Origin of the sequence: Aquisphaera insulae, assembly GCF_011064615.1 — a bacterium.
Classification (GTDB): Bacteria; Planctomycetota; Planctomycetia; order Isosphaerales; family Isosphaeraceae; genus Aquisphaera; species Aquisphaera insulae.
The window spans coordinates 18,660-42,245 of sequence record NZ_JAALJH010000064.1; the positions used below are offsets into that span (position 1 = coordinate 18,660).

Annotated in this window: 17 protein-coding genes and 3 rRNA genes; 9 read left to right on the forward strand and 11 right to left on the reverse strand. The window is 67.3% G+C overall.

Annotated features, from left to right (window positions below; translation table 11 throughout):
* The first annotated feature begins 5 nt into the window (after nucleotides 1-5).
* The 3 genes from G6O54_RS26250 to G6O54_RS26260 are packed head-to-tail and all read left to right on the forward strand — an operon-like array spanning nucleotide 6 to nucleotide 3,108.
* On the forward strand, nucleotides 6-1,469 hold the full coding sequence (locus tag G6O54_RS26250; RefSeq protein ID WP_250847098.1) for a DUF6513 domain-containing protein: 1,464 nt from the start codon (nucleotides 6-8) through the stop codon (nucleotides 1,467-1,469).
* Nucleotides 1,466-2,071, forward strand: coding sequence for a DUF447 domain-containing protein (locus tag G6O54_RS26255; RefSeq protein WP_165229931.1), 606 nt, complete (start codon nucleotides 1,466-1,468; stop codon nucleotides 2,069-2,071). Before G6O54_RS26250 ends, G6O54_RS26255 begins: the two co-directional genes overlap by 4 nt.
* Nucleotides 2,068-3,108: a beta-ribofuranosylaminobenzene 5'-phosphate synthase family protein gene (locus G6O54_RS26260; RefSeq protein ID WP_165229934.1), complete on the forward strand. Its 1,041-nt coding sequence runs from the start codon at nucleotides 2,068-2,070 to the stop codon at nucleotides 3,106-3,108. Before G6O54_RS26255 ends, G6O54_RS26260 begins: the two co-directional genes overlap by 4 nt.
* Before the next feature lie 231 nt (nucleotides 3,109-3,339).
* On the opposite strand, the gene rrf is transcribed toward G6O54_RS26260, so the two are convergent.
* The 9 genes from rrf to G6O54_RS26305 form a co-directional block, all read right to left on the reverse strand.
* A 5S ribosomal RNA gene (gene rrf / locus G6O54_RS26265) occupies nucleotides 3,340-3,447 on the reverse strand.
* A gap of 194 nt (nucleotides 3,448-3,641) precedes the next feature.
* A 23S ribosomal RNA gene (locus tag G6O54_RS26270) occupies nucleotides 3,642-6,447 on the reverse strand.
* Between the two features lie 741 nt (nucleotides 6,448-7,188).
* Nucleotides 7,189-8,702 (reverse strand): 16S ribosomal RNA (locus tag G6O54_RS26275).
* The 16S, 23S and 5S rRNA genes sit together here, the layout of an rRNA operon.
* A gap of 574 nt (nucleotides 8,703-9,276) precedes the next feature.
* Nucleotides 9,277-10,305 (reverse strand): 6-phosphofructokinase, encoded by a 1,029-nt coding sequence (locus G6O54_RS26280; RefSeq protein ID WP_165229937.1) that lies wholly within the window; start codon nucleotides 10,303-10,305, stop codon nucleotides 9,277-9,279.
* Nucleotides 10,306-10,390: 85 nt separating this feature from the next.
* Nucleotides 10,391-11,764 carry an acetyl-CoA carboxylase biotin carboxylase subunit gene (accC, locus tag G6O54_RS26285; RefSeq protein WP_165229940.1) on the reverse strand — a complete coding sequence of 458 codons (1,374 nt, stop codon included), beginning with the start codon at nucleotides 11,762-11,764 and terminating at the stop codon, nucleotides 10,391-10,393.
* 90 nt (nucleotides 11,765-11,854) lie between these two features.
* Nucleotides 11,855-12,337, reverse strand: a complete 483-nt coding sequence (accB, locus tag G6O54_RS26290; protein WP_250847099.1) for an acetyl-CoA carboxylase biotin carboxyl carrier protein — start codon at nucleotides 12,335-12,337, stop codon at nucleotides 11,855-11,857.
* Between the two features lie 155 nt (nucleotides 12,338-12,492).
* Complete coding sequence (locus G6O54_RS26295) at nucleotides 12,493-13,587, reverse strand: M24 family metallopeptidase (RefSeq protein ID WP_165229946.1); 1,095 nt, start codon at nucleotides 13,585-13,587, stop codon at nucleotides 12,493-12,495.
* 187 nt (nucleotides 13,588-13,774) lie between these two features.
* Nucleotides 13,775-14,893: a TPM domain-containing protein gene (locus G6O54_RS38430; RefSeq protein WP_165229949.1), complete on the reverse strand. Its 1,119-nt coding sequence runs from the start codon at nucleotides 14,891-14,893 to the stop codon at nucleotides 13,775-13,777.
* A 157-nt stretch (nucleotides 14,894-15,050) separates the two neighbouring features.
* A complete protein-coding gene (locus G6O54_RS26305; protein WP_165229952.1) occupies nucleotides 15,051-15,338 on the reverse strand; it encodes a hypothetical protein in 288 nt (95 codons plus the stop codon).
* Nucleotides 15,339-15,534: 196 nt separating this feature from the next.
* On the opposite strand from G6O54_RS26305, the gene G6O54_RS26310 reads away from it, so the two are divergent.
* The 5 genes from G6O54_RS26310 to G6O54_RS26330 all read left to right on the forward strand — a co-directional run bounded on the left by G6O54_RS26310 (nucleotide 15,535) and on the right by G6O54_RS26330 (nucleotide 20,896).
* A complete protein-coding gene (locus G6O54_RS26310; protein ID WP_165229955.1) occupies nucleotides 15,535-17,097 on the forward strand; it encodes a hypothetical protein in 1,563 nt (520 codons plus the stop codon).
* A 184-nt stretch (nucleotides 17,098-17,281) separates the two neighbouring features.
* Nucleotides 17,282-18,295, forward strand: a complete 1,014-nt coding sequence (locus tag G6O54_RS26315; RefSeq protein ID WP_165229958.1) for a DUF1559 domain-containing protein — start codon at nucleotides 17,282-17,284, stop codon at nucleotides 18,293-18,295.
* Between the two features lie 22 nt (nucleotides 18,296-18,317).
* Nucleotides 18,318-18,686 carry a hypothetical protein gene (locus G6O54_RS26320; protein WP_165229961.1) on the forward strand — a complete coding sequence of 123 codons (369 nt, stop codon included), beginning with the start codon at nucleotides 18,318-18,320 and terminating at the stop codon, nucleotides 18,684-18,686.
* A gap of 18 nt (nucleotides 18,687-18,704) precedes the next feature.
* Nucleotides 18,705-19,799: a phytase gene (locus G6O54_RS26325; protein ID WP_165229964.1), complete on the forward strand. Its 1,095-nt coding sequence runs from the start codon at nucleotides 18,705-18,707 to the stop codon at nucleotides 19,797-19,799.
* Between the two features lie 107 nt (nucleotides 19,800-19,906).
* Complete coding sequence (locus G6O54_RS26330; RefSeq protein ID WP_165229967.1) at nucleotides 19,907-20,896, forward strand: Gfo/Idh/MocA family protein; 990 nt, start codon at nucleotides 19,907-19,909, stop codon at nucleotides 20,894-20,896.
* An 18-nt stretch (nucleotides 20,897-20,914) separates the two neighbouring features.
* Here the strand turns inward: G6O54_RS26330 and G6O54_RS26335 are convergent, their stop codons facing one another.
* Together G6O54_RS26335 and G6O54_RS26340 are read right to left on the reverse strand one after the other, a co-directional pair.
* Nucleotides 20,915-21,316 (reverse strand): YraN family protein, encoded by a 402-nt coding sequence (locus G6O54_RS26335; protein WP_165229970.1) that lies wholly within the window; start codon nucleotides 21,314-21,316, stop codon nucleotides 20,915-20,917.
* A gap of 48 nt (nucleotides 21,317-21,364) precedes the next feature.
* Nucleotides 21,365-21,637 (reverse strand): hypothetical protein, encoded by a 273-nt coding sequence (locus G6O54_RS26340; RefSeq protein WP_165229973.1) that lies wholly within the window; start codon nucleotides 21,635-21,637, stop codon nucleotides 21,365-21,367.
* A 293-nt stretch (nucleotides 21,638-21,930) separates the two neighbouring features.
* Between G6O54_RS26340 and G6O54_RS26345 the strand changes: the two genes are divergently transcribed.
* Nucleotides 21,931-23,562 carry a dipeptidase gene (locus G6O54_RS26345; protein ID WP_165229976.1) on the forward strand — a complete coding sequence of 544 codons (1,632 nt, stop codon included), beginning with the start codon at nucleotides 21,931-21,933 and terminating at the stop codon, nucleotides 23,560-23,562.
* Nucleotides 23,563-23,586: the final 24 nt, after the last annotated feature.

Consider the following 23,586-nt stretch of genomic DNA (forward strand, 5'->3'; position numbering starts at 1 on the left):
TCATCGTGAACGAAGGCCAGACCGACACGCCTCCGAGGATTCTCTTCGTCACCGGCAAGCTCGCCGAGTTCGCGCTCCGGCAGATCCTGGACGACCTGGCGCCTCGGGCCGGCTTCGTCCCCGAGGTCGCCGTCCTGCCGATCACGGTCGCCGCGCTCATGACGCCGCAATGGGTCGCGCGTCACCTGGAGGTGCCATCGGGCGTGTCGCGGGTCATCCTTCCCGGGACATGCGGCGGCGACCTCGCGCCGATCCTCGACCGGGCGGCGGGCGTGGAGGTGGCCCTCGGGCCCGCGGACCTGCGGGCACTCCCCCATTTCTTCGGCCATGGGGGCGACCGGGATGACGACTACGGCGGCTTCGACATCGAGATCCTCGCCGAGATCAACCACGCTCCGCGGCTGGGGCGGGATGAGCTGCTGGAGCAGGCCGCGGCCCTCGCCCGCGATGGTGCCGACCTCATCGACCTCGGCTGCGACCCGGGTGCGCCATGGGAAGGCGTCGCCGACGCCGTGAAGGCGCTCCGGGAGGCGGGACTGCGGGTCTCGATCGATAGCTTCGACCCGTCCGAGGTCTCGGCCGCGGCCGCGGCGGGGGCCGAGCTGGTCCTCAGCGTCAACGGATCGAACCGGGAACACGCCGAGGGCTGGGGCATCGAGGTCGTCGCCATCCCCGACCGGCCCGGGACGCTGGACGGGCTGGAGGAGACCGTGGCGTTCCTCGAGGCGCGAAAGGTGCCCTTCCGCGTCGATCCGATCGTCGAGCCGATCGGCTTCGGCTTCGCCCGATCGCTCGGCCGTTACCTGGAGGTCCGCCGCCGCTGGCCCGACTGGCCGATGATGATGGGGATCGGCAACCTGACGGAGCTGACCGACGTCGACTCCGCGGGGGTCAACACGATCCTGGTCGGGTTCTGCCAGGAGCTGGAGATCCGGAGCGTCCTGACCACATCCGTCATCAACTGGGCAAGGTCCTCGGTCCGCGAGATCGACCTGGCCCGACGCCTGGCCTACCATTCGATCACCCGGAGGACGCTCCCCAAGCACCTGGAGCCGCGGCTGGTCCTGCTCCGCGACCCCCGGTTGGAGCAGGAATACGGGCTCGACAACCTGGAAGAGCTCCAGCGGCGGATTCGCGACCCGAACTGGCGGATCTTCGCCGAGGACGGCCGCCTCTACGCCATGAACAACCGGCAGTTCCTGGTCGGGGACGATCCGTTCGACGTCTTCGAACAGATGGACGGACTGGATCCGTCGCACGCGTTCTACCTCGGCTGCGAGCTGATGAAGGCGAAAACCGCCTTGACGCTCGGCAAGAACTATCGGCAGGATCAAGCCCTGGACTGGGGCTTCCTGACCGTCCCCGAACGGAGCCACCGGAAACGGCGAGTCAAGCGCCCCGAGGCTGGGGAAGAGGAAGCGGGCCCCGATGGCCCCCGGCCTGCCGCAGAGAGCGAGACCCCGGCGTGATTCTCGAAGGCATTGTCACCACCGTGGACGACCGAGGCGAGCTGAACATCGCGCCGATGGGCATCACGCTCGGGCCCTCGCTGGGCCTCGATCGCTTCCAGTTGCGGCCCTATCCGTCGTCGACGACGTTCCGGAACCTGAAGTCGTCCGGCGAAGGGGTCTTCCACATCACCGACGACGTCCTGCTGCTGGCCCAGACGGCCATCGGCCTGGCACCGAGCCCCGCCGCGGCGGTCCGCCCGGCGGAGGCCGTCTCGGGCTGGGTCCTCGTCAATGCCTGCCGCTTCCTCGAGTTCCGCACCGCCTCGCTCGATGAATCCGCGGAGCGAGCCAGGATCGAGGCGGTGACCGTCCGCGAGGGGCGGAACCGGGACTTCCTCGGCTTCAACCGGGCGCGCCACGCCGTCCTCGAGGCCGCGATCCTGGCCACGCGGACGGCGTTCCTGCCGAGGTCGGAGATCCTCGGCGACCTGGACCGATTGGCGGTCCTCGTCGAGAAGACCGGGGGCGACCGGGAGCGGACCGCGTTCCGGATCCTCCGGGATCACGTCGGAGCCGCGGCGGATTCGGCTCCGGCAGGACCGAGCGTGGAGTCCGCATGAGCCTCCTTCGCATCCGGACACCGGGCCGCCTCCACTTCGGCCTCCTTGGCTGGGGGAAGGACGCCTCGCGCCAGTTCGGCGGAGTCGGGCTGATGATCGAGTCGCCGGGCGTCACGCTCGCGGCGGAACGGTCCGCGGAATGGGCCTTCCTCGGCCCGCTCGCGGATCGCGTCGAGACGATCGTCCGGACGATCCGGCGCCGGAGCGAGGAACTGGCCCATCCGCTCGCGCGGATCGGCCCGATGCGGATCGAAGTCCTCGATGCTCCGGCGGAACACGTCGGACTGGGGCTCGGGACCCAGCTCAGCCTGGCCGTGCTCCAGCTTTGCCTCGAAAGCGAAGGGCTTCCGTCACCGGAACCTGCCGAGCTCGCGCGACTCTCGGGGCGCGGGCAACGCTCCGGGATCGGGCTCCACGGATTTCTCCACGGCGGACTGATCGTCGACGGCGGCCGGAGCTCGAACGACCACGCGTCGGCTCCCCCCCTGCTCACCCGGCTGACCTTCCCCGAGGACTGGTCGATCTTGCTGGTCCAGCCCCATGGCCCGATCGGCCGTCATGGCGAGGCGGAGCGGAACGCCTTCTCGCAACTCCCCCCCACGGCCGATCGCCTGACCGATCACCTCTGCCGACTCGTCCTGCTCGGCATCCTCCCCGCGGTGATCGAACGCGATCTTCGTGCCTTCGGCTCCGCGCTCAGCGAATTGCAGCAGGCGGTCGGCCGGGCCTTCGCGACCGCCCAGGGAGGGACCTTCGCGAGCCCTCAGGCTCCGGCCATCATCGAGGAAATCAGCCGCGCCGGACTCGTGGGCGCGGGCCAGACCTCGTGGGGCCCCTCGCTCTACGGCTTCGGCACCATCCCGCCCCAGACCCGAGACGAGATTCGCACGACGCTCTGCCGCAAATTCGGCCTGCCCTCAACGGCGGTCATCTGGACCGCGGCCGCCAATCATGGGGCGGAAATGCGGACTAACCACAGAGGCACGGAGGCACAGAGAGGAGAATGCGAAGGGGAACGTGGAGAGAGCTCAAGATAGGATGGGTCGGGTCAGGAGCCGCGGCAACCGGGCCCGCCGGCGCTCGCTCCGAACCAGATTACCATGTTTTCATGTCTTCTTCTCTTGTCCCGTCCTTCCTCTCCCTTCTTCGCCCATCTTCTCTGTGCCTCTGTGCCTCTGTGCCTCTGTGCCTCTGTGGTTAGTCCGAATTCGAAATGGAGAAGCCGCCCGGGACTCGGGATGAGTCGCGGGCGGCTTCGGGGTGTGGGATCCCGGCGATGACCGACTTTCGCGCGTAAGCACTATCATGGGCCTGGCGGGCTTAACGGCCGTGTTCGGGATGGGAACGGGTGTGGCCCCGCCAGTATGGTCGCCGGGAATGCGTCGCCGCGACGGTCAGGCCGCGGCGACGCTTCCGGAGGTCAGTCACATCACGATATCGAGGAGTCGACACGCGTCATGGGTAGGTGAGCGGGCATGGCTCGCACAAAACAGCTCCGATTTCCACGATCCCATCGGGATGGTGAGTCTCGCCCGGATCGGGCTTCCGCGGGTGCGGGGAACCGATCGGGGTGGTCAAGCTGCTCGGCTGTTAGGACCGGTCGGCTGAGACGATCGCTCGTCGTGCACGCCCGGCCTATCGACCTGGTCGTCTTCCAGGAGCCTGTGCAGAAATTCTGCTGGAAACCTCATCTCGGAGGGGGCTTCGCGCTTAGATGCCTTCAGCGCTTATCCTGTCCCGACCTGGCTACCCGGCGATGCCCTTAGCAGGACAGCCGGCACACCAGAGGTCGGTCCTCCCCAATCCTCTCGTACTAGGGGAGACTCTCCTCAAGTTTCCTGCGCCCACGGCAGATAGGGACCGACCTGTCTCACGACGGTCTGAACCCAGCTCGCGTACCGCTTTCATTGGCGAACAGCCAAACCCTTGGGACCTTCTCCAGCCCCAGGATGCGATGAGCCGACATCGAGGTGCCAAACCTCCCCGCCGCTAGGGACGCTCGGGGGAGATCAGCCTGTTATCCCCGGAGTACCTTTTATCTGTTGAGCGACGGCCTTTCCATCCAGCACCGCCGGATCACTAACGCCGACTTTCGTCCCTGCTCGTCCCATCGGACTCGCAGTCAAGCACCCTTCTACGTTTGCGCTCGCGTTGCCCGATTGCCGACCGGGCCGAGGGTACCATGGCGCTCCTCCGTTACTCTTTGGGAGGAGACCGCCCCAGTCAAACTGCCCGATGAGCACGGTCCCGGTCCGGGCTACGGACCGGTGAGGGCCAACGATCATTCAGGGTGGTATTTCACATTGCGGCTCCCCGACGGCTGGCGCCGCCGGATCGTAGCCTCCCACCTATGCTACACAGAATAAGCATTGGACCAGTGCCAACCTGCAGTAAAGGTTCACGGGGTCTTTCCGTCTAACCGCGGGTACGTGGCATCTTCACCACGACTACAGTTTCACCGGGTCCCTCGTGGAGACAGTGCTCCAGTCGTTACGCCATTCATGCAGGTCGGAACTTACCCGACAAGGAATTTCGCTACCTTAGGACCGTCATAGTTACGGCCGCCGTTTATCGGGGCTTCGGTCGGCAACTTCGCTTGCGCTGATCGCCTCCCTTAACCTACCGACACCGAGCAGGCGTCAGACTCTATACGTCCTCTTGCGAGTTGGCAGAGTCCTGTGTTTTTGATAAACAGTCGCTAGAGCCGATTCTCTGCGGCTCCCCCTTGCGAGGGAGCACCCCTTGTACCGAGGGTACGGGGTCATTTTGCCGAGTTCCTTCACGAGGGTTCTCCCGAACGCCTTCGGATTCTCGCCTGGCACACCTGTGTCGGATTGCGGTACGGGCCGATGGTTCGTCCCCCGCGGGCTTTTCGTGGCCGCATGTCCCTTGGACTTCCAGATCGAATGCTGTCGGCCTTGCGGCACGGAGGTATCTAGCACTCCGATCCAAGCTGATGCGGCGTCACCGCGGGTTCAACCTCCCCATCGGGTGGCGGAATATTAACCGCCTGCCCATCGGCTACGCCCTTGGGCCTCGCCTTAGGTCCCGACTGACCCTGGGCGGATTGACCTTCCCCAGGAAACCTTGTGCTTTCGGCGGACGGGCTTCCCACCCGTCTTGTCGTTACTCGTTCCGGCATGCGCACTCGACGACGCTCCACGGCTCGTTGCCCGTGCCGCTTCGCTGCGGTCGTCGACGCTCTCCTACCAATTGCACAAAAGTGCAAGTCCGCGACTGCGGCACGACGCTTAGTCCCCGTCATTTTCGGCGCGGGATGGCTCGACCGGTAAGCTGTTACGCACTTTTGAAATGGTGGCTGCTTCTAAGCCAACATCCCGGCTGTCACCGCGATCCCACTTCCTTTACCACTGAGCGTCGCTTTGGGGGCCTTGGTCGGCGGTCTGGGTTGTTCCCCTCTCGAGCATGAAGCTTATCCCCCACACTCTGACTCCCGGGGTCCGGCAGGCGGTATTCGGAGTTGGGTTCCGCCGGGTAGCCGGGAAGGCCCCCGAACGGATTCCGTCGCTCTACCCCCGCTTGCTACGTCCCGAGGCTGGCCCTAAAGCCATTTCGGAGAGAACGAGCTATCTCCAGGTTTGATAAGACTTTGACTCCTCCCCACGGGTCCTCCCCCAGTTTTTCAACACTGGTGGGTTCGGTCCTCCACGGCCGGTTAGGGCCGCTTCAACCTGCCCATGGGTAGTTCACCTGGTTTCGCGTCTATCACGCCCGACGTTCGCCCATTTCGGACTCGCTTTCGCTGTGGCTCCCCCCCTGAAGGGGTTAACCGGGCCGGGCACGATAACTCGCCGGATCATTATGCAAAAGGCACGCGGTCAGGCCGGCTTGCGCCAATGCCCTCCCACCGCTTGTAGGCACGGGGTTTCAGGTTCAGTGTCCTCCCCTGATCGGGGTTCTTCCCACCGTTCGGTCGCCCTACTGGGTTCGCTATCGGTCGTCATCGAGTACTTAGCCTTGCGGGATGGTCCCCGCGAATTCAGGCCGGGTTTCCCGTGCCCGACCCTACTTGGGTGCCGGATAGAGGTGGCTCGGCTACGCCTACGGGACTGTCACCCGCTGCGGTGCCATTTTCCAAAGGGCTTCGGCTCGCCTCGCCACTCCCACGTCTCCGGTCCCTCGACCCCGGGCGGTGTCCCGCCCGGTTTGGGCTCTTCCCCGTTCGCTCGCCGCTACTGAGGGAGTCTCGGTTGATTTCCTCTCCTCCAGGTACTGAGATGTTTCAGTTCCCTGGGTCTGCTCGGGCATTCCGGGATGATCGCTCGTTGGGCAGCTCCCCCGGACTTATCGCAGCCTTCCACGCCCGAATCCTGATGACGCCTAGGCATTCCCCCCGTGCCCTTAGGAGCTTGACCACGCCGATCGGGCCTCCGCCTCCCCGGGAAGGGAAAGCGATGCCGCTCGGCGGGCTCACTGCGATCACCGGGCCATGGCCAGCGTCTCGCGACGCGGCCCAGGCTGTCAATCGCATTCGTACGTGCTCACGTACGATTCAATCCTGAAGGGTTCGTGAATTTCTCACGGCCGCCCCGATTCGCATCGGTACGACCATGCTGTGAAACTGTTCTATGGAGTATGCCACTCACCCTCGCGTCCTTACTCGGGCCACGCCGGAGCGCCGCCCTTTCGTCACGCGGGTGTGTGTGTCGAACTCGTCCAGGCCGTGCGGGCTGCCGCTCGGGGATCGCTCCCGTCGCCTCGCCCTCGAACCTGGTCGATTCGTGTGTGACCAACATCCGAATTGTCAAAAAGCTCGGGATCCTCTCGGATCCCGTCCCGGCTCGTCTGGCCGGGGGGCAACGCCATCGTCGATGGCCCTGCCCCGCGCCCAGGCGTCTCATGGATCGCCATGGATCCTGCGACGAACGATCGCACGGCCCGATCCCGGGTCGTGCGACCTTCGACATCCGATCGATTGCGTTGTCAGCGAATCCGAGGGTGCAGTCTCGTGTGACGGACCCCCGCGGGAGGCCGGCGTACCTGCCTCGGCCGTCGCGGGAAAGGGGACGGTGCCGATGAGGTCTTCTCGGGGGCGGCTGAAGCCTGGCTGGCGACAACCGATCGGTCCCGGAGACCGGTTTTCTAAGTATCCTTAGAAAGGAGGTGATCCAACCGCAGGTTCCCCTACGGTTACCTTGTTACGACTTAGTCCCCATCACGGGTTTCATCTTCGGCGCCTGCCTTGCGGCTCCGACGACTTCGGATGCCCCCCGCTTTGGTGGCTTGACGGGCGGTGTGTACAAGGCTCAGGAACACATTCACCGCGGCAGTGCTGATCCGCGATTACTAGCGATTCCAGCTTCATGCGGGCGAGTTGCAGCCCGCAATCCGAACTGAGGGGCGATTTTTGCGATTAGCTCGGCCTTGCGGCCTGGCGACGCTCTGTCCGCCCCATTGTAGCACGTGTGCAGCCCTGGGCATAAGGGCCATGATGACTTGACGTCGTCCCCGCCTTCCTCCGGCTTGACGCCGGCGGTCTGACTAGAGTCCCCGCCTTGACGCGCTGGCAACTAGTCACAGGGGTTTCGCTCGTTACGGGACTTAACCCAACACCTCACGGCACGAGCTGACGACAGCCATGCAGCACCTGTGCAGGTTCCACCTTGCGGCGTCACCGACGTTTCCGCCGGCTAATCCCTGCATGTCAAGCCCAGGATAAGGTTCTTCGCGTAGCCTCGAATTAAGCCACATGCTCCACCGCTTGTGTGAGCCCCCGTCAATTCCTTTGAGTTTCAGCCTTGCGACCATACTCCCCAGGCGGGGCACTTCACGCTTTCGCTACGACAGAGAGCCCATCGGAGAGCCCTCTATCCAGTGCCCATCGTTTACGGCCAGGACTACCGGGGTATCTAATCCCGTTCGCTCCCCTGGCTTTCGCGTCTCAGCGTCAGTAAGCATCCAGGACCTCGCTTTCGCCACGGGCGTTCCTTCCGATCTCAACGCATTTCACCGCTCCACCGGAAGTTCCAGGTCCCCCTATGCTCCTCGAGACGGGTCGTTTCGGCTCCACTTCCCCGGTTGAGCCGGGGGATTTCAGAGGCCGACGTTCCCATCCGCCTACACGCGCTTTAAGCCCAGTGATTCCGAATAACGTTCGCACGGTTCGTCTTACCGCGGCTGCTGGCACGAACTTAGCCCGTGCTTCCTCCAGGGATCGGTCAAGCTTGCGCCTTCCTCCCCCTCGACAGGAGTTTACAACCCGAGGGCCTTCATCCTCCACGCGGCGTCGCTCGGTCAGGCTTGCGCCCATTGCCGAAGATTCTCGACTGCAGCCTCCCGTAGGAGTCTGGGCAGTGTCTCAGTCCCAGTGTGCCGGGCCACGCTCGCACGCCCGGTAGGCATCAGAGCCTTGGTGGGCCATCACCCCGCCAACTAGCTAATACCACGACGGCCCGTCCCGCGACGCCGGAGCTTTGATACAGGGTCGATGCCGATCCTGTATGTCGCTGGGGATTACCCGCAGTTTCCCGCGGCTATACCCAATCTCGGGGTTGGTTACCGTCGCCTTACTCACCCTTGCGCCACTGACCTATTGCTAGGCCCGTTCGACTTGCATGCCTAATCCACGCCGCCAACGTTCATTCTGAGCCAGGATCAAACCCTTCAAAATGGTGCTCGCGAAAGGCGGGTCGTCGTTGCCGACTCTTCGCCGCTCGCTCGCCCTCATCTCCGAAGAGGTTGAGGAAAAAACTGGTCGCATCATTCGGGTGGCGATCTCTCTCGAGATGGCCGACCTTGCTGATGCCGGTCCGTGCTGCCGTCCCCTCGCCTCGCTCCCCGGACCGGGGATCGGGCGACTCGCGGGGCCTTGGCCGTGCACGCCGGCCTCCCTCAAGGGTCCCTCACAAACGCTTGGATGAAAACCATCCTCGCGCTTCTTCAATCTGCATTCTCGTACTTGGCTGACGAATGCAATCGACCGGATTGTCAAAGAGCGTCGCGTCCGCGATGACGGAAGAATCCTACGTCGCGGAGTCACCCGATGTTCGGGGGATTTCACCGACGCTTTCGGCCGGTTCGAGCTGCCCTGAGGCGACTCGACCCGGCCGTTGTTTCGGGCCCCGTTATGGGTGACGCGAAGGCAATATTACCACCGGCCTCGGCCCTCGTCAAATCCCTACCACCGGAAATTCGCGATTTCCTCGCGAGGCCCTCTTTCGGCGGCCGGGCGAGTCGGGAGCGGGTCAGGCAAAGCCCGCGGTGGCGGCCTCGTAGTAGTCCAGGTCGAGGGACCTCGCGGCGATATTCTCGGCGGTGAGGGGGGCCTCGGAGATGACGCCGCGGCTGTAGGTCAGGATGGAGCCGAAGCGCTTGCGGAGGACGAGGTCGGCGGCGGCGAGTCCCAGTCGCGTGGCCAGGACGCGGTCGGCCGTGGTCGGCGCCCCCCCGCGCTGGACGTGCCCCAGGACGAGGGTCCGGGTTTCCACGTGGAGCTGCTTCTCGATGGTCCGGGCGATGAAGGGGCCGATGCCCGCCAGGCGGGGGTTGCTCAGGGATTCGTGGGAGAGGTTGCCGTCGTGTGCGGGCTCCTCCACCCGGGCCCCCTCGGCCACGACGACGAGGGCGGATTTCTTGCCGGCCTGGCGGCGGCGGGCGAGGGAGTCGATCATCCGGCGGAGGTCCACGGGGACTTCGGGGACGAGGATGTAGTCGGCACCGGCCGCGACCCCCGCGTAGCAGGCGATCCACCCGCACCGCCGCCCCATCGTCTCCAGGACCATCACGCGGCGATGGCTCTCCGCGGTGGTCCGGAGGCGGTCGGCGGCCTCGGTGACGATGTTCACGGCGGTGTCGAAGCCGAACGAGAAGTCGGCGGCGGCGAGGTCGTTGTCGATGGTCTTGGGGATGCCGACGACCGGGAGCGCGAAGTCGTTGTGGAGGCGGAGCGCCACGCCGAGGGTGTCGTCGCCGCCGATGACGACCAGGGCGTCGAGGCCGAGGCTCTCGAAGTGGTTGCGGGCGGAGGTCAGGTCGGTGTCGGGGTTCTTGTACGGGTTGGTGCGCGAGGAGCCGATGATGGTCCCCCCCTGGCCGATGATGCCGTCGGTCTCCGTCACGGTCAGGGGCATGGTCATCTTGCGGACCAGCCCGCGCCAGCCCTCGAGGATGCCGGTGCAGCGGCCGCCGGACGCGGCGACCCGGCGGACCACGGCGCGGATCACGGCGTTCAGGCCCGGGCAATCGCCGCCACCGGTCAGGAGTCCGACGTTCATGGGCGCGTCCGCAAAGGGGCGTGAGTCGGCTTGAGGCTCAAGGGGGTGAGCCTATCATGGGGGCCGGCGCGAGGCCAGATGGCCGTCAGGCGTGCTGGGCCGGCCGATCGGCGGCGCGGGGCATGAGGACGCGCTCGACCCAGGTGGTGTCGACCCGGCCGGCGAGGAAATCCGCGTTGCGGAAGATCCTCCGGTGGAGGGGGATCGTGGTCTTCACGCCCTCGATGACGAGCTCGTCGAGGGCACGCCGCATCCGCGAGGCGGCCTCCGCGCGGGTCGGCCCGTGGACGATCAGCTTGCCCACGAGCGAGTCGTAGTTCGGGGGGACGCTGTAGCCGGCCCGGACATGGGAGTCCCAGCGGACGCCCGGCCCGCCGGGGACGTTCAGGGCCGTGATCCGGCCGGGGCTGGGGCGGAAGTCGTTGTCGGGATCCTCGGAGTTGATCCGGCATTCGAAGGAGTGGCCGCGGGTGACGATGTCCTCCTGGCGGAAGGGGAGGGGCTCGCCGGCGGCGATCCGGAGCTGCTGCTGGACGAGGTCGATGCCGGTGACCATCTCGGTGACGGGGTGCTCGACCTGGATCCGGGCGTTGACCTCGATGAAGTAGAAGTTGTCGTCGGGGTCGACGAGGAACTCGCAGGTGCCGGCGTTGACGTAGCCGACGGTCTTCGCCAGGCGGACCGCGGCCTCGCCGATCCGGGCGCGGACCTTGTCCGGCAGGCTGGAGGCGGTGGCCTCCTCGACGAGCTTCTGGTGCCGCCGCTGGAGGGAGCAGTCGCGGTCCCAGCAGTGGACGACGTTGCCATGAGAGTCGGCGAGGATCTGGATCTCGACGTGACGCGGCCGGTCGATGAACTTCTCGAGATAGACGCTCGGGTTCTTGAAGGCGGCGGCGGCCTCGTTGCGGGCCATCTGGAGGGCGCCGGCGAGGCCGGCCTCGTCGCGGCAGACGCGCATCCCCTTGCCGCCGCCGCCGGCGGCGGCCTTGATGAGGACGGGGAAGCCGATGGATCGGGCCAGGCGGAGGGCCTCGTCGTCGTCGCCGACGGCCCCCTCGGAGCCGGGGACGCAGGCGACCTTGGCCTCGGCGGCGATGGCCTTGGCCTCGGTCTTCAGCCCCATCTTGCGGATGGCCTCGTGGGGGGGGCCGATGAACTCGAAGTTGCAGCTCCGGCAGATCTCCGCGAACTGGGGATTCTCGCTGAGGAAGCCGTAGCCGGGGTGGATGGCCTGGACGTCGGCGACCTCGGCGGCGGCGATCAGCCGGGGGATGTTCAGGTAGCTGTCGACGCTCGGGGCCTTGCCGATGCAGATGGCCCGGTCGGCGAGCTCGAGGTAGGGGGCGTCGCGGTCCGCCTGGGAATAGACGGCGACGACCTCGACGCCCAGCTCCTTGCAAGCCCGGATCACCCGGAGGGCGATCTCACCACGATTCGCGACCAGGATGCGCTGGAACATCGAGAACGCTCACCTCTCGTGCTGGGCCCGAACCCGGCCCCGGATGTCGACGGTCGAGTGCGGTCCGCCCCCGCGGGGCAACGGCCCCGTTCACGCGGGATTGACGCGGAAGAGGGGCTGGTCGTATTCGACGGCCTGCCCGTTCTTGACGAGGATCTCGGCGATGGTCCCCGAGACGCCGGCGGGGATGTCCGTGAAGACCTTCATGGCCTCGATGATGCAGACGGTGGATTCCGGGTGGATGGCCGAGCCGACGTTGACGAACGCCGGGGTATCCGGGGCGCTCGACGCGTAGTAGGTCCCGACCATCGGGCTCTTGATCAGGATTCCCGCCGGTGCGGCCGGCGCCGGCGCCGACGTCGCGGCGGGTGGGGGTGGGGCCTGCGGAGGGGCGGGGGCGTAGGCGGGCGGATACGCCACCGCGGCGGGGAGATGCTGGGCATGCGCGGCCGGGGGCGCTTCGTGCCCGCGTCGGCGGAGGCGAACCTGGAGCGGCCCGTCGTGGATGCTCAGGGCCGTGATGTCGTATCGCTTCATCAGCCGGACGAGGTAGTGGATCTTCTGGACGTCCAATGGACCGCTCGAATCGGCAGGGTTTTCCGCCATGAGTTTCATTCACCCCGATGCGCGACCACCGTCCCAGCCGGCCCCGGGTCGCGTCTCGCGGGGCACTCCCTCGCAGCTCCCGGACTCTCGCCGGGATGACAGGGCGGACGAGGCGACCCGCCTTAGAGACAGACCGAATCGAGCCCCCTGGGCAGCCGGGAGAGGACCTCGCAGCCGTCGGCGGTGACCAGCACATCGTCCTCGATGCGGATCCCGCCCCAGTCGGGGAGATAGATCCCCGGCTCGACCGTGACGACCATGCCCGGCTGCAGGACGGTCTCGGACTGCCTTCGCAACCGGGGTGCCTCGTGGATCTCCATGCCCACTCCGTGGCCGAGCCCATGATCAAAAAAACGGCCGAAACCCGCGTCCTCGATGACGGAGCGGGCTTCGGCATCCACATCGTGGGCACGAACGCCGGGCCGGATCGAGCGGATGGCTCGCTCCTGGGCTTCCAGGACGGTTCGATAAACGGTCTCGAATTCTGGAGTGACCTTACCGGTGACTATCATGCGAGTCAAGTCGCTTTTGTACGGCCGGCCGGTCGCCCCCCAGTCGATGAGCACGAACGGGGCGTCGCCGATTTTCGTCCCGGCCGTGGGGCGGGCGTGGGGCAGGGCGGCCCGGAGCCCCACCGCCACGATCGGGGGGAAGCTGGCGCCGGTCGCTCCCAGCCGCCTCATCTCCGCCTCGATCCGGTCGGCGGCCTCCTTCTCGGTCATCTCGGGCGTCAACGCGCCGCGGAGCGACTTGAAGGCCCCCTCGGCGAACTCGATCGCCTCGCGGATGGCGGCGATCTCGGCCTCGTCCTTGATCTGGCGGATGTCCTCCACGAGCTCGGCCGTGGCGCGGAGGGGGGACTCGGGAAGGGCCTCGCGGAGCTTGTCGAACTCGGCGACGCTGAGCGCGGCCGATTCGAAGCCGAGCCGGCGGAACCCCCTCGCCCTGGCGGCCTCGGCGATCGCCTGATCCATGGTCTGGGTGGCGGGCCGGATGATCGCCTCCAGGCCCGGACATTCCTGCTCGAGCTGGGTCGTGAATCGGCCGTCGGAGAGGATCACCTCTCCACCGTCACGCCCCAGGAGGAGCACGGAGGAGTCGCCCGTGAAGCCCGACAGATAGGAGACATTCGTGGGCGAGCTGACCAGCAGCGCGTCGAGATCGCCCTCGACGAGTTTCTTGCGAAGAGCCTCTCGGCGCTGCGGGATGCGTCCCATGGTTCCTCCGGACTGGCGGGCCGCGGGAAGATGCCCCGCGCTTCGACGTAGAGTAACCGGAAGTTCCATATCCGCAAAGGGGTACGGCCGGTCGAATCAGCCAGGCGCGCGAAGTGAGGCGGCCGAAGCCGCCTCACTTTCGGAGTCTCGAGGTCCTTGCGATCGACCATTCCGGTCCAATCGGGGATCACCAGCCGCCGCCAGCGTCTCCTCCGCCGCCCCAGTCTCCGCCGCCGTCCCCGCCGCCCCAGCCGCCACCGTCTCCGCCGCCCCAGCCGCCACCGTCTCCGCCGCCCCAGCCGCCGCCGCCGTCTCCGCCCCCGCCTCCGAACCAGCCGCCACCGGACGAGTTGTCCGGCTCGCTCCAGCCGCCGCCCATGCCGCCGTTATCGTCACCGCCGACGTAGTTGTCTCCGCCGGTGTCGGTGGGATACTGGGGCCCGTCCGGCACGTTCGTGTAAGAGGAGGCGTCGGAGTAGCCGGAGCCGTGCCGACCGGAGAACTGGTCGTAGAGCCAGTTGCCCGCGAGCGCGCCACCGAGGCCGCCGAGCATGTTCGAGAAGAACCCGCCGCCGCCGCCGTATCCGTATCCGGGCCCGCCCATGCCAGGACCGTACCCGGGGCCACCATAGCCGGGGCCGCCATACCCGGGGCCGCCCATCGAGTTGGCCCCGCGGAAGGCGCCGCCCAGGACGCGGAAGAGGAGCAGGACGCCGAAGATTGCCAGGGCGATGAAGAGCAGCGAGCCGATGCCGAATCGGGCCGGCGCGCGATGGTTCGCGGCCGCGCCGGGGACGATTCGCTGCGCCGGAACCGGCGCGGAGTGGCTCGATAGCGACCGGTCGATCCGGCCGACGGCCGCCAGCAGCCCGTCGTCGAACCGCTGTTTCTTGAACTCCGCCACGAGGGCCTGGCCCACGGCCTGCCGCTCCGAACGGGGCAGCATGGACGCGAACCGCTCCTGGACCAGAGGCTCCGAGTAGACCCGATCCTTCTGGGAGATCAGCATGTAGACGCCTTCATGGCCGATCTCTCGGGCGCGGCGGTCCGCCAGCTCCTGCACGGCGCTGCGCTTCGCGGCCTCCGAGGCGTCGGGGCCGACGTTGGGAAGGGCCGCGATCGTCTCGATCACCACCGAGACGCCCGACTGCTTCTCGGCGCGGTTCAGGGCATCGGTCGCCTTCCGGACGGCCGAGGTGCTGAACATCCCGGCCCTGTCTCGGATCTCGGACGCCTCCAGCGAAGAACCCGCGAAGAGCGGCACGACCGCGACGGCCATCGCATACAACCAACCATGTTTCCGCATCTTTTTCCATCCTCGGGCATGCCCGTGGGGTTCGTCGGGGCCGGCGAGTCATCGGTTCGAGCAACGTGAAGGACCTCATTCATACCGGCCATTTCTCTCATCGTACGCCAGATCGTCCGAGATGTTCGAGGAAAAGCCGGCCGTCTCGCCCCGAGCGTCAAAAGGTGGCGACATCCTGGAAGAGGGTCACGGCGACGATCTCATCGCGGCGGACGAGGACGCGGGCCCTGTTGCGACGGATGCCGACGCGGACGGAGTCGTAGACGTAGACTTCGCGGCTCGCCTGGCTGTCCCGGAAGTCGTGGAGGTCGGCGTCGTGCAGCTCGAGGAACTGGGCGTCGCAGCCGACGAGCGTCCCCAGGCAGACGTACGGCGAGACGAAGTCGATGACGACAACTTTCCCCACGAAGGCCCGGATGAGCGGCGAGAGCTCCGAGTGGTCCATGATCCACCCCCATTTCTGATACCTAGCAACTTCGATACCCGGCGGCTTCGCGGGTTCGTCCACGCGGGGCGGTTCGCCTTGACGGATTCCCAGGGCCAGGCTACGGTCCCGCCACCATTTCGGGCAAGGTCACGTCGTGATTTCGAACGCCGGTCCCGTCGACGATAACCGGCGATCAGAGAGGGCCCCACGGCTCATGCTCACAATCATCAGAAAGACGCCGTTCGCATTCGTGATGTTCTCGATGCTCGGCCTCATGGGTCGAGGAGCCTTCGGGCAAGAGCCCGCCGGGGGTCCCGCCTCGGCGAAGGAATCCGCCGCGCCGGCAAGCCCGGCCGCGGGGACCGACCCGAAAGCGGCCCAGGTGGCCCTCCTGGTGGACGGGAAGGTAGTCAGGGGGGTCATCACGGAAGAAGGCAGGAACGTCGTGGTGAGCCAGCCGATCGGCTCCAAGAAGTACCCGAAGAGTCGGATCGAGAAGATCTTCGACACGATGGAGGAGGCGTACGCCTACAAGGTGGCGCAGCTCCCCGAGGAGGACTTCGACGAGCGGATCAAGCTGGCCCGCTGGTGCCTCGTCCAGAACATGGAGCCGAGGGCCCGGGAACAGCTCCGGGCGATCCTGGACCAGAGCCCCGACCACAAGGAGGCGAAGGCCATGATCACGATGCTCGACCAGGCCCAGGCCCGGGCCGGGATGGCCAAGCAGGACCCGGAGATTCAGCAGGCCGGAGCGGTGCAGGTGCAGCCGGGCGAGGCCGGCGCCGGGCGTCCCGATGCGCTCGATCCCTCGGTCCTGGCGCGAGCCCGTCGAGGGATGGGGATCTCCGACATGCCGGTCGTCTTCGACCTGCCCCAGGCCCAGGCCGTGAAGGCGGCCGTCGAATTCAGCAAGTTCGTCCATCCGGTGCTCCAGAAGAGCTGCGCCCGCTGCCACAACAGCGATCGCTACGAGGGTTCCTTCCAGCTCATCGAGTTCAAGACCAAGCTCGATAGCACGCCGGAAGCCCTCCGCTCCAACCTCGACGCGACGCTCAAGCTGATCGATCGGGAGAGCCCGGCCCGGAGCGAGCTCCTCTCCAGCACCCTGCGGGCGCACGGGAGCGGCCCCAACCCGCGGCCGATCTTCCAGGGCTCCAACGACATGTCGTACCGGATCCTGGCCGCCTGGGCGAACAAGCTCCAGGCCAAGCCGGACCGCAATTCGGCCGCGGGCGGGGATGGGGCCGTTGCCGCCGGCCTCGCCGCGCCGGCGGGCGGGGGCGACGCTCAGGGAGAGGGCTTCGCCAGCCAGCGGGGGCGGATCTCGACCGGCCCGGGATCGATCTCGACTCCCCTTAACAAGCCCTTCGTCACCGGCCCGGTGGTCACCAAGTCGTTGCCTCCGCTCCGCGCGGTCCCGGGCCGGGGGATGGTCCTCGATAACGAGAACGACCCCAAGGAATTCCCGGTCCCCTTCGCCATGGGTGGCGCGCCCCCCTCGGCGGCGACGAGGCCCGACGGCCAGGCCGCGGCGGTCCCATCGCGATCCGCGGCCGCCAAACCGTCCGCCTCCTCCCCGGTGAAGGCCCCATCGACGGCGGCCGCCGTCGACGAGGACGCGACGGCGGCCCCGACTCGGGCCCCGAAGGAGGGCGAGGGAGAAGACGCCGAGGCCCCCCCGGCGACGAAGAAGAAGCCGAAGGCTCCCGTCAAGCTCGACCCCTCCCTCCTCCAGAAGGCCCTCCAGATGCGGAACCAGAATCGCGCCCCGAACTGAGTCGCGGAAGGAACTTGCCCGAGCTCCGCCGCGATCGTCGCCGGACGCCAAGATTCACGTCTTCTTCATGCAATTTGCATAAAACAGTCGCGGACGCCGTTCATCATGGTCCCATGCTTTGGCACCGCCAGGGAGTCGCGCGACGCCCCTGAGCGGTGTCCTCTCGTTCCGACGAAGGACCACGATGAACGGCGCCCTCCGCCGCGGCTTCACCCTGATCGAGTTGCTGGTCGTGATCGCGATCATCGCCGTGCTGATCGCCCTGCTGCTGCCCGCCGTCCAGTCGGCCAGAGAGGCCGCGCGCCGGATCCACTGCGTGAACAATCTCAAGCAGCTCGGCCTCGCGGTGATGAACTACGAGAACGCCAACACCGCCCTGCCGCCGCAGCAGACGATGGTCATCGTCGGCAACAATCAGCCCACCTCGTACACGTCGTGGGGCGTCAGCGCCCGGCTCGCTCCGTTCATGGAGATGGGGCCCGTGTTCAGCGCCATGAACTTCAGCCTCAAGTACAGCGACGCGTCGAACACGACGGTGAGCTACCTCCAGATCAAGTATCTGCTCTGTCCGAGCGACGTGACCACGGAACCGGCCGACACCACCAAGCCGTTCGGCGTCTCGAATTACGGGTGGTGCGTCGGCGACTGGTATGTCTTCGGCGGCGGCGGTGCCGTTCCCAACCGGAGCGCCTTCGGGGTGAACGTCAGCCGGAAGCTCGCGGCCTTCACCGACGGCCTGAGCAACACGCTCCTGGCCGCCGAGGTCAGGGCCAAGCAGCCGCTCTACAAGTCGTGTGCCACGCCGTCCGGCCTGAGCCCGACGACCTTTCCGATGGACCTCCCCTCGGGCGCCGCGCTGATCACGCAGAATTACACCAACGGGTGCAAGTCGGATCTTGGTCATGCCAAGTGGTCGATCGGATCGGCCTGCTACGACGGCTTCACCACGGCGATGACGCCGCAGTATCAGGTCAAGGTCGGCGCCACGCAGGTCGACATCGATTTTGACACGAACGACGAGAACAACGGCGGGCCGACCTACGCGGCGATCACCTCGCGGAGCTATCATGCCGGCGGCGTCAACACCCTGTTCGGCGACGGCAGCGTGCATTTCATCAAGTCGAGCGTGAGCCTCCCCACCTGGCGTGGCCTCGGGACCGTCGCCGGCGGCGAGGTCCTCTCCGCCGACTCCTTCTGACCGCCGACCGGAGGCCTCCCGCATGCGACGGCCGATCCTCGCCGCCGCCCTGATCCTGTCCCTCTCCCTCTCATCGGGGTGTGGGACAGGCTCGAATTCCCCGCTGCCCGCCACGCCGACCGTCCCCCTGAAGGGCCGGATCACGTATCGCGGGAAGCCCCTGACGAAGGGCCACGTCACGCTCACGCCGACCGACGGCGGCCGCGACGCGGAGGGCGATCTCCAGCCCGACGGGTCGTTCACCGTCACGACCGCGGGGCTGGGGGAAGGGGCCCTCGTCGGCGTCCACCAGGTCGTGATCAGCGGCACCGACCAGCCGCTCAAGACGAAGGGCGACACGCACGTCCGCGTCACGGCGGACAGGACCGACTACGCGATCGAGATCAAGTAAGGACCGGGGTTCCCCCTGATGCCAGCCACGCGAAGCCTCCTCGTTCTGTCTATCCTCCTGGCCCCGGCGATCGCCGGGGGGGCATGGCGAGACGACCTCGTCGTGCTGACGCCGACGGCCGCGGTCGAGACCGAGCCGGTCCCCTCGGAGGGCGATGCGGCCGACGACCCGGCCATCTGGATCCATCCCGTCGATCCGGCCCGCAGCCTGGTCCTGGGCACGGACAAGAAGGGGGGGCTCCACGCCTATTCCCTGGACGGCCGTTGCCGGCAGGCGATCTCGCCCGACTGCAGGCCGAACAACGTGGACCTCCTGTACGGGTTCGACCTCGGGGGGAAGAAGGTGGACCTCGCGGTGGCGACGATCGGCAAGGGATCGAAGGCCACGGGCGTGAAGGTCTGGACGATCGACCCGGGCGAGGGGCGCCTCGCCGAGCTTGGGGCGAATGAGACGTTCCGGACGTTCGGCGGCGGGATACCCTACGGGATCTGCACCTATCGGAGCCCGAAGGACGGGGCGGCCTACGTCCTCGTCACCGATCGGGAGGGCGCATTCGAGCAGTATCGCCTGGCGGGCTCCTCCTCGGACGGCTCGAAGATCGAGGCGACCCGCGTCCGGGCATTCCGGGTCGGCTCCCAGGCCGAGGGGATCGTCGCCGATCGCCAGACCGGGCGGCTCTACATCGGCGAGGAGGATGTCGGCATCTGGGAATACGGGGCCGAGCCGGGCGACGGCGAGGCCCGCCGCATCGTGGCTCGCGTCGGCGAAAACGGCCTGAAGGCGGACGTCGAGGGCCTGGCGATCTACTACGCCCGCGACGGCAAGGGCTACCTGCTGGCCTCCAGCCAGGGGAACAGCACGGTCATCGCCTACGAGCGATCGGGCGATCACGCCTACGTGGCGACGATCGACCCCAAGCCCGGCACGACCGAGGACATCGACGAGACCGACGGCCTGGATGTGACCAACGAGCGGACGAGCTCCCGATTCCCCAACGGCTTCCTCGTCGTCCAGGACGGCAAGTGCAGCGGCCACCAGAACTTCAAGGTCTTCGCCTGGGATGAGGTCGCCGGCGGTCGGCTGATCGTGGACACGTTGCCACACGCTCGCTGAGCTGCGCCGGGATAGACTTCCCCGTGGCGGCATCCTTCGCCGTCTGGGATCATCGTCCGAGGCCGTGGGGTCTCCTCGGCCGCCAGAGATCGGACGAGGCTGAAGCCATGACGCTGCGATGGGGTATCCTCGGCTGTGCCCGGATTAGCCGACGCGGGCTCATCCCGGGGATCAAGGGCTCGAAGTCGGGCGCGCTGACCGCGATCGCCAGCCGCGAGCTGGAAAAAGCTCGGGCCTGGGGAGACGAGTTCGGCATCCCTCGCGTCCACGGCGACTACGCGGCCCTCCTCGCCGACCCCGAACTCGACGCCGTCTACATCCCGCTCCCCAACGAGCTTCATGCCCCGTGGGTGAAGGCCGCCGCCGACGCCGGCAAGCACGTGCTCTGCGAGAAGCCGCTCGCGCTGAATGCCGAAGAAGCTGCCTCGATGGTCGCGCATTGCCGCGACCGGGGCGTGATCCTCATGGAAGCCTTCATGTGGCGACACCAGCCGAGGACGCTCACGCTCCGCGACCGGATCGCGCAGGGGCTGATCGGCGACCTGCGGCTGATTCGCGCGTCATTCTCGTTCCCGATCGAGGGGGACGACTGGAGACTCGACACGGCCCGGGGCGGCGGCTCGCTCTGGGACGTCGGCTGCTATGGAGTCAGCACCGCGCGGCTGTTCGCGGCGAGCGAGCCGGACTCGATCCGGGCCCGGGCGCATTTCGGGCCGTCGGGCGTGGACATGAGCCTGGCCGCGTCGCTGAGCTTCCCGGGCGGCGTGCTCGCCTCGATCGATTGCAGCTTCGAGCAGCCCTTTCGCTGCACCTACGAGATCGTCGGCACGAGGGGCGTGATCGAGGTCCCGGACGCGTATCTGCCCCCGAGCGGTTCGCCGCCCATGGCCGTGCTGCGGACGATCGGCTCCGGCTCTGATTCCGATGCCAACGGCGATCGGACCACGGTCCTCGAGTTCCCGGCCGCCGACCAGTACGCGGCGATGGTGGACGCCTTCGCCGCGTCCGTTGCCGCCGGCAGGCTGCAAGAACCGGCGGAGGACGGCCTGGCGCAGATGAAGGCCCTGGATGCGATCCTCGCCGCGGCGAAGGGCTGAGGCGACTCGACGACGGATTCAGCGGAACATCTGCCCGCGTCCGCGGGCCTCGAAGGCATTCGGGATGTGATCAATCCGGGGGGGGCGATTGCCCTCGGGCCAGACGATGGCCACGATGTCGAACCGGCTTCTTTGTTCGAGGAGCCCGTGCTTCTTGAGGAAGTGGAGCGCGGCCAGGGTGATCCGCCGCTCCTTCTCCGGCGTGACGGCCTCCGCGGGGGTGCCGGTCCGGCGCGACTTGACCTCGACGAAGACGATGATATCGCCATCGAGCGCGACGAGGTCGATCTCGCCGTGGTCGGTCCGATAGCCGCGGACGAGGATCTTCATCCCGCGGCGGCGGAGGAAGCGGGCGGCCTCCTTCTCGCCGCGGTCGCCGAAGACGCGGTTCCAGAGCGATCGGGCGATCGAGTCTCTCACGGTGCGTCTCGGGCTGGTGACACGGTCGCGGCCGCCGAGTCGCCTCGATCACGGCCCATAGCCCAGGTGGCCCTCGATCTCGCGGGCCTCCTTGCTCCATGCCCCGGCGGAATTGCCGGTCGAGAAGAACGGCTTGGGATGCTTGGCGTCGGCGTCCACGGCCTGGATGCTCTTCGGGCTGGTGGGGTCCGCCTCCTCGTCCGAAACCGTCTTCGGAGCTTGATCCGGCTTCCGCAGGATCTGACTCATACGATCGCAGCCGGCGAGCGTCGAGACAGGGATCCCCATCAGCATCAGGCGGAGCAGGGAGCGACGGAACATCACGCACCATCCTTGTACGTTCGTGTCGAACGAACCCCCGCGCACTCCATCGTAGCACGCGGGCTTCTCGATGAAACGAGGCGGCCACCCCGGGCGGGGGCGGGATCATCCGGAAGAAATGCGGCGAGACCCTACCACGGGCCGCGACGTCCGTCCATGCCGCTTTGGGAATCGCAACGGCTCGCGCCCAGGACCGAAGGCTCGATTCGCCCAGGGTTGCCGGTCGTTTCGCTCCCCGCCTATCCTGGTCGGATGCAGTCGAGTGAACGGCTGGACGATGCGGAGGGAGCGAAATGAAGGGTATGCGTCGGCTGGTGGCGTGGGCGATCCTCGGGGCTCTTGCGGTGCCGGGGTCGGCGTCGGCCTGCACGAACATCGTGGTCGGGCGGAAGGCGACGAAGGACGGCTCGGTCCTGATCACCTACACGTCGGATATCGCCATCATGCCGAGGCTCCTCCGCGTGCCCGGCGGGTCGCACGCGGCGGGCGAGACGGTCGAGGTGAAGGGATGGGAATCCGACGATGTCCGCGGCCGGATCCCCCAGGCCGCGATCACCTACACGGTCCTCGGCCTGGTCAACGAGCACCAGGTCTCGATGGGCGAGACCACGACGGGCGGTCGCCGCGAGCTTCGCGACCGCAAGGGCCTCCTCGACTATGACGCCCTGATGCTCCTGGTCCTCGAGCGCGCGAAGACGGCCCGCGAGGCGATCGGCCTGGTGGACTCGCTCTGCCGCGAGCACGGCTATGGCAGCTCGGCCGAGACCTTCTCCATCGCCGACAGGAACGAGGCCTGGATCATGGAGCTGATCAACAAGGGGCCGGACCGGAAGGGGATCGTCTGGGTCGCCGCCCGCGTCCCGGACGACGGCCTGACCGTCCATGCGAACATGAGCCGGATCACCACGTTCCCTCTCGATGATCCCGAGAACTGGCTCTTCGCGAAGGACGTGATCTCGTTCGCCGTCGAGAAGGGGTACTACGACCCGAAGTCCGGCAAGCCGTTCTCCTATCGCGATGCCTACCACCCCGACCACGGGCCGTCGGCCCGTCGCGCCTGCGCCGGGCGGGTCTGGAGCGTCTACCGCCGCGCCGCCCCGTCCCGGAGCTTCTCCGACGCCTGGTTCCGCGGCGAGGCCGGTGCCGAGGATTACCCGCTCTTCATCAGGCCCGACCGGCCCCTTTCCGTGGGCGACGTGATGGCCCTGATGCGAGACCATTTCGAGGGGACGCCCTATGACATGACCAAGGGGGCCGACGCCGGACCCTTCGGCAGCCCGCTGCGGCTCCGCCCGCTGGTCTTCAGGGTGGACGGCAAGGAGTACATGTGGGAGCGGCCGATCTCCGCGCCTCACGCCGGCTTCACGATCATCAACCAGACCCGCGCGGGGCTGCCGGACCTCGTCGGCGGCCTGACCTGGTTCACGCCCGACGACGCCTCGACGTCGTGCTTCACGCCCTTCTATACGAGCATGGAGAGCCTGCCTGCGGCCTACTCGGCCGGCGATTACCGGACGTTCTCCTGGCAGTCGGCGTTCTGGGTCATGAACGTGGTTTCGAATGTGACGTATGATCGCTGGTCGCACATCATCCCGGATGTCCGCGTCGCGCAGTCGGAGCAGGAGGCCACGCTCCTGAAGATCCAGCCGGCCATCGAGGAGGCCGCCGCCAAGCTCGCCGCGACCGACCCGGCGCTCGCCCGCTCGTTCCTGACCAACTACGGCCGGTCGACCGCGGAGGCCGTCTTCCAGCGCTGGCGATCGCTCGCCGAGTCCCTCTTCGCCAAGCACGTCGACGGCTACATCAAGGACGCCGACGGCGAGGCCCAGGAGGCCGGCTATTCGGAGTCCTGGCTCCGTCACGTGGTCGAGTCGCACCCCGGGAGATTCTCGCCGCCGGGGAAGATCGGGCTGACGGACTACTGATCGAGACTCCGCGGGCGGGGCCCG

Bases quoted from the DNA above. Each gene is read 5' to 3' on its own strand.
- G6O54_RS26260 (WP_165229934.1), top strand. From the start codon at position 2,068: ATGAGCCTCCTTCGCATCCGGACACCGGGCCGCCTCCACTTCGGCCTC.
- G6O54_RS26280 (WP_165229937.1), bottom strand. From the start codon at position 10,305: ATGAACGTCGGACTCCTGACCGGTGGCGGCGATTGCCCGGGCCTGAAC.
- accC (WP_165229940.1), bottom strand. From the start codon at position 11,764: ATGTTCCAGCGCATCCTGGTCGCGAATCGTGGTGAGATCGCCCTCCGG.
- G6O54_RS26295 (WP_165229946.1), bottom strand. From the start codon at position 13,587: ATGGGACGCATCCCGCAGCGCCGAGAGGCTCTTCGCAAGAAACTCGTC.
- G6O54_RS38430 (WP_165229949.1), bottom strand. From the start codon at position 14,893: ATGCGGAAACATGGTTGGTTGTATGCGATGGCCGTCGCGGTCGTGCCG.
- G6O54_RS26305 (WP_165229952.1), bottom strand. From the start codon at position 15,338: ATGGACCACTCGGAGCTCTCGCCGCTCATCCGGGCCTTCGTGGGGAAA.
- G6O54_RS26310 (WP_165229955.1), top strand. From the start codon at position 15,535: ATGCTCACAATCATCAGAAAGACGCCGTTCGCATTCGTGATGTTCTCG.
- G6O54_RS26315 (WP_165229958.1), top strand. From the start codon at position 17,282: ATGAACGGCGCCCTCCGCCGCGGCTTCACCCTGATCGAGTTGCTGGTC.
- G6O54_RS26320 (WP_165229961.1), top strand. From the start codon at position 18,318: ATGCGACGGCCGATCCTCGCCGCCGCCCTGATCCTGTCCCTCTCCCTC.
- G6O54_RS26325 (WP_165229964.1), top strand. From the start codon at position 18,705: ATGCCAGCCACGCGAAGCCTCCTCGTTCTGTCTATCCTCCTGGCCCCG.
- G6O54_RS26330 (WP_165229967.1), top strand. From the start codon at position 19,907: ATGACGCTGCGATGGGGTATCCTCGGCTGTGCCCGGATTAGCCGACGC.
- G6O54_RS26340 (WP_165229973.1), bottom strand. From the start codon at position 21,637: ATGTTCCGTCGCTCCCTGCTCCGCCTGATGCTGATGGGGATCCCTGTC.
- G6O54_RS26345 (WP_165229976.1), top strand. From the start codon at position 21,931: ATGAAGGGTATGCGTCGGCTGGTGGCGTGGGCGATCCTCGGGGCTCTT.